This window comes from Thiolapillus sp. (assembly GCF_048562965.1).
GTDB classification, from domain to species: Bacteria; Pseudomonadota; Gammaproteobacteria; order Chromatiales; family Chromatiaceae; genus Thiolapillus; species Thiolapillus brandeum_A.
In genome coordinates this window covers 1-7,987 of the sequence record NZ_JBHNMF010000123.1, presented here as the reverse complement: position 1 = coordinate 7,987, position 7,987 = coordinate 1, and the positions used below count along the sequence as shown (strand labels likewise).

General features: G+C 57.1%; 7 protein-coding genes. 3 read left to right on the top strand and 4 right to left on the bottom strand.

The genetic code is table 11. The features are described from left to right. Positions 1 to 250 precede the first annotated feature (250 nt). A complete protein-coding gene (locus ACOCD2_RS08530; protein WP_293646690.1) occupies positions 251 to 745 on the bottom strand; it encodes an esterase/lipase family protein in 495 nt (164 codons plus the stop codon). 259 nt (positions 746 to 1,004) lie between these two features. Here ACOCD2_RS08530 and ACOCD2_RS08525 point away from each other — a divergent pair, with 259 nt between their 5' ends. Genes ACOCD2_RS08525 through ACOCD2_RS08515 form a run of 3 tightly spaced genes read left to right on the top strand, consistent with a single transcriptional unit; the run spans position 1,005 to position 4,842 of the window. Further along, complete coding sequence (locus ACOCD2_RS08525; protein ID WP_293646688.1) at positions 1,005 to 2,981, top strand: DUF3604 domain-containing protein; 1,977 nt, start codon at positions 1,005 to 1,007, stop codon at positions 2,979 to 2,981. Positions 2,982 to 3,004: 23 nt separating this feature from the next. Next, positions 3,005 to 3,856: a peptidylprolyl isomerase gene (locus tag ACOCD2_RS08520; protein ID WP_293646686.1), complete on the top strand. Its 852-nt coding sequence runs from the start codon at positions 3,005 to 3,007 to the stop codon at positions 3,854 to 3,856. Further along, on the top strand, positions 3,853 to 4,842 hold the full coding sequence (locus ACOCD2_RS08515; protein ID WP_293646684.1) for a HupE/UreJ family protein: 990 nt from the start codon (positions 3,853 to 3,855) through the stop codon (positions 4,840 to 4,842). The genes ACOCD2_RS08520 and ACOCD2_RS08515 overlap by 4 nt, the downstream gene beginning before the upstream one ends. Positions 4,843 to 4,861: 19 nt before the next feature. On the opposite strand, the gene ACOCD2_RS08510 is transcribed toward ACOCD2_RS08515, so the two are convergent. From ACOCD2_RS08510 to ACOCD2_RS08500, 3 genes are read right to left on the bottom strand one after another with little or no spacing between them, the layout of a single operon-like run. Next, complete coding sequence (locus ACOCD2_RS08510) at positions 4,862 to 5,368, bottom strand: DUF4124 domain-containing protein (RefSeq protein ID WP_293646682.1); 507 nt, start codon at positions 5,366 to 5,368, stop codon at positions 4,862 to 4,864. A 49-nt stretch (positions 5,369 to 5,417) separates the two neighbouring features. Next, on the bottom strand, positions 5,418 to 6,527 hold the full coding sequence (locus ACOCD2_RS08505) for a heavy metal translocating P-type ATPase (protein ID WP_293646680.1): 1,110 nt from the start codon (positions 6,525 to 6,527) through the stop codon (positions 5,418 to 5,420). Further along, positions 6,524 to 7,798 (bottom strand): HAD-IC family P-type ATPase, encoded by a 1,275-nt coding sequence (locus ACOCD2_RS08500; protein ID WP_293646678.1) that lies wholly within the window; start codon positions 7,796 to 7,798, stop codon positions 6,524 to 6,526. Before ACOCD2_RS08500 ends, ACOCD2_RS08505 begins: the two co-directional genes overlap by 4 nt. Positions 7,799 to 7,987: the final 189 nt, after the last annotated feature.

Genomic DNA, 7,987 nt, shown 5'->3' with positions numbered 1-7,987 from the left:
GTTGTTGCGTAGTGCTTGGTGACCAGGACGGCTGGGGCACAAATAGGTTGTCAAAGGCCGAGTCGATTTTGGGGACTGGGATGTCCCAAAATCTATCACGAGGCCGAAGACACGCTTGTCAAAGAATCAGTCCTGGGTGCTGAGGGACTGGTGCGTCTGTTCTGTCAAAAAAACATCCTCCAGAGCCCCTGAGAGAGCAAAAAACACGAGAATCTCTTCTCTTGGCGAGTACCTTGGCACGAGAAATGGGCTATCGGGCTATCTTGGCCACGTCCCGGCGCCCAAAAACGCCGGAACTAGGGGATCGGTGAGCGATGCGGGTTAGACGGTCTACCTTGCCTTTCCCGTACTGCACCAGCATCAGTCGTGCGACCACGCCACCGGCGGAATGCCCCACCAGGGTGATGTTCTCGTCCGGGTTCTCCTGGCTGATACGGTCTACGGCAGCCTTGAGCCAGCTCGCCTGGGCGGGCGCCGGTGCCAGTGAGGGCAGTTTGACCGTATAGAACAGTTTATCGGCCTGTTTTGCGGATACCGGCTGTTCGACGAGTCCGGCTGGAGAAAAGCTCAGGTTGCCGGCGTAGTGCCATCCGGCCTGACGCAGCAGGGCATTCACGCCACTGCGTTCCCACGTGCCGGCATCGCTCAGATAGCCGTGAACCAGCACAGCAACTTCTGCGCAGGCTTTCTGAAGCGGGAGGAAGATGAACAGCAGGGAAATGAACAGGCTGCGTATAATCAACATGATGTAACCTCGAAGAACTGACACTTGTTTCATATTAGTATATTAGGAATCCATGAAATAGCAAGATTGCCGGCTGTTTTCCATTTCATTTCTACAGGTAGTGAAGAGGGCAGGTGTTCCGGCAGGCTGCCTGAATATCCGGGTAAGTCGCAATATTTTGGAAGAAAGTCGCCTGATAGGTATATAAATATGACATACTGCGCCAGTCGGGTCACCGAAACCGGCCAATAATTTCAACACCACTCAAAGGAACCCCCCTATGACAAGAATAAAGGCCAAACCGCATGATGTTGCCGCGGCTATTCCCAAGCGAATCCTCATTCCGGTAAGCCTGTGTCTGTCACTGGGACTGGTGCAAACGGCTTTTTCATCCGGTGGAGGTATCGTTACCGACGACAAATCCTCACTGACGGGTGATGACAGGCCGGAACCCTATTCTCCGTATGCACAGCGCAGCTTTCCTGATAAGCCGTTGTGGGGCGATACGCACCTGCATACGGCAATTTCATTCGATGCAGGTGCTTTCGGCGCTCGCCTGTTGCCACCGGACGCCTACCGTTTTGCCAAGGGTGAGGAGGTGATTTCCTCGACAGGGCAACCGGCGAGACTGTCCCGCCCGCTGGATTTCCTGGTGGTTGCCGATCACTCGGACAACATGGGCTTCTTTCCCAAGCTGCAGGAAGGTGCGCCTTATGTCATGGCGGATGAAAATGGCCGCAAATGGCACAACATGATCAATGCAGGCGGCCAGGAAGCGGTGGATGCTGCTGCGGAACTGATCGTGGCTTTTTCACAGGGAAAATTTCCCAAGGCACTCGAATCACTGCCGGGAACGGGCGTGTACCGTTCGACCTGGGATGATCTCATCAATGCCGCAGAGGAAGCGAATGATCCGGGAAAGTTCACCGCCTTCATCGGCTATGAATGGACCTCTCTGGTCAAGGGCAACAACCTGCACCGCGTGGTGATCTACCGCGACAATGCCGACCGCGCAAAGCTCATGGAACCCTATACCATGACGCCCCCTCTGGGCAGCCCGAATCCACGAGATCTCTGGAAGTGGATGGCGGCGTATGAAAAGAAGACAGCCGGACAGGTGCTCGCCATCGCGCACAACGGCAACATGAGCAACGGCATCATGTTTCCCGAGGCTGAATCCTTTGGCAGGAAGCTGGACAAGGACTATGTGGAAAAGCGGGCGCGCTGGGAGCCACTGTATGAAGTCACCCAGATCAAGGGTGATGGTGAAACCCATCCTTTCCTGTCGCCAAATGACGAGTTTGCGGACTATGAAACCTGGGCTATCGGCAACCTGGATCTGAGTGAGCTCAAGACCAACAAGATGCTGAAGTACGAATATGCCCGCTCCGCACTGAAAACCGGCCTGCAACTGGAGAAAAAGCTGGGCGCCAATCCCTACAAGTTCGGCATGATCGGATCCACCGACAGCCATACCGCCTTGGCTGCAGTGGAAGAGGACAACTTCTTCGGCAAGCATTCCGGCGGAGAGCCGAACAAGGACCGCTACCTGCATCCCATGGCGAAAGTCGGTGAGAACGAATACAAGGGCTATTCCATGGTGAGTTCGGGCTGGGCTGCGGTATGGGCCGAGGAAAATACCCGTGCTTCCATCTTCGATGCCATGAAGCGCAAGGAAACCTATGCCACCACCGGCAGCCGCATGGTGGTGCGTTTCTTCGGCGGCTGGGATTTCGACAGCCAGGATGCGAACAACCGCCTGCCTGCAAAGGTGGGATACGCAAAGGGTATCCCCATGGGGGGTAACCTGTCGCAGCCTCTGGAAGGAAAGGCGGCACCGACCTTCCTGGTTGCCGCCATGAAAGATCCCCTAGGCGGCAACCTGGATCGTATTCAGATCATCAAGGGCTGGATGGATAGCAAGGGCGAATCGCATGAAAAAGTCTACGACGTGGCCTGGGCGGACGATCGCAAGCCGGACCCCAAAACCGGCAAGATTCCTCCTGTAGGTAACACCGTTGACGTGGCCAATGCCACCTGGAGCAATACCATTGGTGATCCTGAACTCATCGCCGTATGGCAGGATCCTGATTTCGATGCAAAGCAAAGCGCTTTCTATTACACCAGAGTCATCGAAATACCGACGCCCCGATGGACTGCCTATGACGCCAAGTACTACAAAGTGAAGATGCCCGAGGAAGTGCCCATGACGACCACGGAGCGGGCCTATACCTCTCCCATCTGGTACAAACCATAAAAAACTGAACGGAGCAAGCCTTGTTGAAAAAATGGCTGCGCGAGCCCCTGGTGCATTTCCTGCTTATCGGGGGCCTGCTCTTTCTGCTGTATGGATTGAAGAACGATGGTATGTCGGACGTGCCAGACCGCATCGTCATTACCCGGGCCAGCATCGATCATCTGAGTGACCTGTGGGAGCGGAAGAGGCAGCGCCCGCCGACCGATGAGGAAATGCAGGTGCTCATCGAAGCACAGATACGGGAGGAAGTGCTCTACCGGGAAGCCCTGGCCATGGGCCTGGACAGAAAGGACAGTGTGATGCGCCGGCGCCTGGCGCAGAAGATGGCCTTCATTACCTCTGACCTGGTGGCCCAGGCGGAGCCCGGGGAAGAACAGCTTGCCGCCTACCTGGTAGCCCATGCAGACAGGTTCAGCCAGCCCGGCCATATCAGTTTCGAGCAGATCTACCTCAATGCCGACAGGCGCGGTGGTCAGGCGCAGGACGATGCCAGGCGTATGCTGGCTTTGCTCAACACACCGGATTCGCCTGACGATGCAGCCGTCATGGGTGACAGGTTCATGCTCGGCCAGTCGTTCGAGAATGTCACCCTGCAACAGGTTGCACAGCTGTTCGGCAAGGGTTTTGCGGAAGAGCTGTTTGTGCTGCCGGTGGATGGCTGGCAGGGACCGATTTCATCGGGCTACGGTTTGCACCTCGTGCGCATCCACGGGAAGTCCTCTCCTGCGCCGTTGCAACTGGAAGCCATACGCGACAGGGTGCGTGATGCCTGGCGTGAGGAGCAGCGGCAGGCCATCAATGAATCCTTTTATCAGGGATTGCGGCAGCGTTATGAAATCGTTGTCGAAGGCAGGACGCCGGGTACTTCCCGATGACCACGCAGATTCTGTTTTTACTTTCTTTGCTTTGCTTTTCTCTTGGATCATCCGCCGATGAAATCCGCCCGGGTTACCTGCAGCTCAGTGAAAACAGTCCCGGTGTTTTTTCGGTGCTCTGGAAGGTGCCGGCGAAAGGCAGCACCGTGCCCGCCCTCGAAGTCGGGCTGCCTGCCGGTTGCAAGGACGTGGTGCGAGAACAGGCACAACTGATCGATGGTGCTTACATTCAGCGCTGGATGACCGCCTGCGAAAAACAGGGACTGGTGGGGAGGAAGATTACCGTGTCCGGCCTCGAAAACACCAGCATGGATGTACTTCTGCACCTGGAATACCTGGATGGCAGGTCCCATTCCACACAGCTGACCCCTGTGCAGCCAGCCTACCGGGTTCCGGCAGAATCATCGTCCATAGCGATCGCCGCCACCTACACCTGGCTGGGCATCACCCATATCCTCGAAGGCGTCGATCATCTGCTGTTCGTGTTTGCGTTACTGCTGATCGTGCGTGAATGGCGGCGCCTGATTGCCACCATTACCGCTTTCACCATTGCTCACAGCATCACTCTTGCTGCCGCAACACTGGGGCTTGTGCATGTGCCACAGCAGCCTGTCGAAGCGGTTATTGCCCTGAGTATCCTGTTCCTGGCCATGGAATGGATGCATGGCCGGCAAGGTCATCCCGGTGCTGCAGCGCGCTGGCCCTGGCTGATTGCCTTCATCTTTGGCCTGCTGCACGGTTTTGGTTTTGCCGGGGCCCTTGCCGAAGTAGGGCTGCCCCAGCATGCCATCCCGCTGGCCCTGGTGTTCTTCAATGTCGGGGTGGAAATAGGTCAGTTGCTTTTCATCACCGTGGTGCTGTCTGCGGGCTGGCTGTTGCACCGCCTCCAAAGGCCGAGATGGGTGTCCTATGCGGAAATGGCTGCCATCTATGTGATAGGTGGCTTGTCATCGTTCTGGCTGATCGAGCGGGTCAGCGCCTACTGAGGACCTGTAACCTTGCTGCTCACCGCGGCTGGGGGACTGGCAATATGGTGGGTGGGCGGCTTCCCGGTGGCCGATAGGCCGGGTGGTCCGGTTTTGAACCGATGGGTGGGTTGGGTCGGCCGGGTGGCCTGGGACGGGAGGGTGGTGTGATCAGGGGAGGATTGTTGTAAACAGGATAGCCGCCGTGATCTTCCTGGATGATGATCACTTCAGGCTGGGAAGCCTTGCGCTGGGCTGCCGCTTCCTCTTTTTTCCGGCGTTCCGCCTCGGCTTCCTTGCGTGCCTTTTCGGCAGCATCTGCCTGCTCCTTTATCCTGTCCACCTGCTTTTTAGCCTCTTCAACACGTTCGGGATCAAGCGCGGGATCGACGGGAACCACGGTGCTGGAGACAGCGTTTTCCACGGGCTTATCCGAGTAGGTGACATTGCCGGCCTCATCGACTGATTTGATGGGTGTTTCTGCCAGGGCCATTGCCGGCAGCAGGAAAAAGAGGCTGGCAAGGACAGGGCGTCGCGGATATCTCATGTCGGTTGTTCCCTAAAAAACGGGTTCATATGTGCCTGATGTTACACCGCTATCGGTAACGCAACAAACGCAAGGCATTCAGGACCACAACGATAGTGCTGCCCTCGTGGATGATCACGGTTCCGGTCAGGGCGATGCTCTGGCTCAGCGCGGTGATGATAAGCATGAGGATCACACCCAGAGAGACCGCCAGGTTCTGCACGATGATGCGTCGCGCAGCGCGGCTGAGTCCCACGGCAAAGGGCAGTTTTCCCAGGTCGTCCGCCATCAGGGCGATATCGGCTGTTTCCAGCGCTACGGCCGTGCCGGCGCCGCCCATGGCGATACCCACGGTGGCGGTTGCTAGGGCGGGGGCGTCGTTGACCCCGTCACCGGTCATGGCCACGGTGCCATACGCATCTTTGAGCTTGTTGATGGCGAGGAGTTTGTCTTCGGGCAACAGGTCGGCGTTCACATCGGTGACGCCTACCTGCCGGGCGATCTGTTCGGCGACCTTTTGGTTGTCACCGGTAAGCATGACCAGCTTCTGAATGCCCAGTTCGCGGAGTTTGTCCAGTATCTGATGGATACCGGGCCGGGGCGTATCCGCCAGGGCGAGAATGCCCAGAAATTTCCCGTCATGGCTCACGGCCATGGTGGTCTTGCCTTCTGCCTCCAGGCGACTGATCGCGTCTTCCAGATCCTTATCCAGTGAATACCAGTCAGTGTCCTGAAACAGCTTGATGGAGCCTACCAGCACGGGTCTTCGGTCTATCATGCTCATTACGCCCTTGCCGGCGACATTTTCGAGGTTGCCTGCGCGCGGCAGCGACAGTTGCTTTTCCATTGCCGCCTCGACAACGGCTGCGGCAACCGGATGGCTGGACTGTTGTTCCACTGCTGCTGCGATGGCCAGCAGTTCTTCGGCGGTGGAACCGTTCATGGGAAGAATTTCAGTGACGCTGAACCGCCCTTCGGTGAGCGTGCCGGTCTTGTCAAAAGCCATGACTTTGATCGTGCCCATGTTTTCCAGGTACACGCCGCCCTTGATCAGCACGCCGTTGCGGGCCGCCTGGGCAATGCCGGAAAGCACGGCGGCCGGCGTGCCGATGGCAAGCGCACAGGGAGAAGCGGCGACCAGCAGCAGCATGCCGGTATAGAAACTCTGTTGCCAGCTCATCCAGCTGAACAGGGGGGCAGCAGAATGACCAGGGCGACCAGCACGAGTATGGCCGGAACGAAACGGCGTGTAAACTTCTGGGTAAACTGCTGGGTCGGGCTTTGCTGGCTCTGGGCGTTGGCAACCATTTCCATGACACGGTTCAGCGTGTTGTCCCTGGCCAGTTGGGTAACTTCGATATCCAGGGCAGCTTCCCTGTTGATGGTGCCGGCATAGACTTCGTCTCCCGGTCTCTTGGTGACAGGTGCGCTCTCGCCCGTGATGGGGCTCTGATCGATTGCGCTGGTTCCCAGAACAACCTGGCCGTCAACAGGCAGACGGTCACCGGGAGGAACGATGACTACATCACCTATGGCCAACTGGTCTACTGGTTCCACAACAATGTCTTCGCCGCGTCGTACTCTCGCGGTGTCCGGCATGAGTTCCGCCAGCGCGTTCACCGCATTGCGGGCGTGATCCAGCGCATAGTGTTCACCTGCATGTCCCAGACTGAAAAGGAAAAGCAGAAAAGCCCCTTCTGCCCATTCGCCAAGCAGGGCGGCGCCGGCAGCGGCTGCCAGCATGAGGATGTCCGTATCGAACTTTCCCCTGAGCAGTCCGGGGATGGCATGGGTAGCAATGTCATAACCGCCTGCCAGGTAGGCAACAAGATAGAAGGCCAGGGCGGTAGTTTCGCCAAGGCCGAGGAATGTCTCCCCGATCCAACCGATGAGGAAGCAGATGCCGGCCAGGGCTACCAGGGCATAGGTCCAGATTTCCTGCAGGGCGTGAGGAAGAAAGGCAGGCGCGCTGCCATGATCATGGTCATGTTCCTCTTCCTTTTCCGCAAAGGTTGAAGCATATCCCTGCTGCTGCATTAGTGTTTCGATGGTTTTCCTGTCCAGCAGTTCAGTGTCATAGGCGACGAACGCCAGCCCCGCAGCAGCATTGACGCTGGCATGCAGCATGCCGGGCAGTTTTTCCAGAGACCGGTTCAGAAGGTCGGCGGCATCGGCGGACAATGGGGTGTTGAAAGGAATGCGTTCATGACGATAGCGATGCGTGAAAGCATTTCCGGTATCTCTGGCGATACGTTCAACCGCAGCCAGGGAGATCAGGTTGGGATCATAGTGACTGCACAGACGCGGTGGTTGCCCTTCCTTGATATGTGCCCGGTAGATGCCCTTGTGATGGATCAGCGTGGACTGGAGGTTTTCCAGGCAGTGGTCATGCCTGTCCTCGATTTCAGGCAGTAGCAGGGGGACATCCAGCTCAACGGTTTTTTCAATCATGTTAAGTCTGTGCTAGCACAGCATCGACAACGGTATGAACAAGCCTAGCTCATCGTGCGTATTTTTTCAGTGTAACTACTCACCCCTAAGATGAGTACAAGCCTGCCTCCATGGATCTACAATCGCTTTTTCATGTCTGTAGAGGCTTGACATCATAGTACGCCGAGTCTATGCTATTGACCCAACACA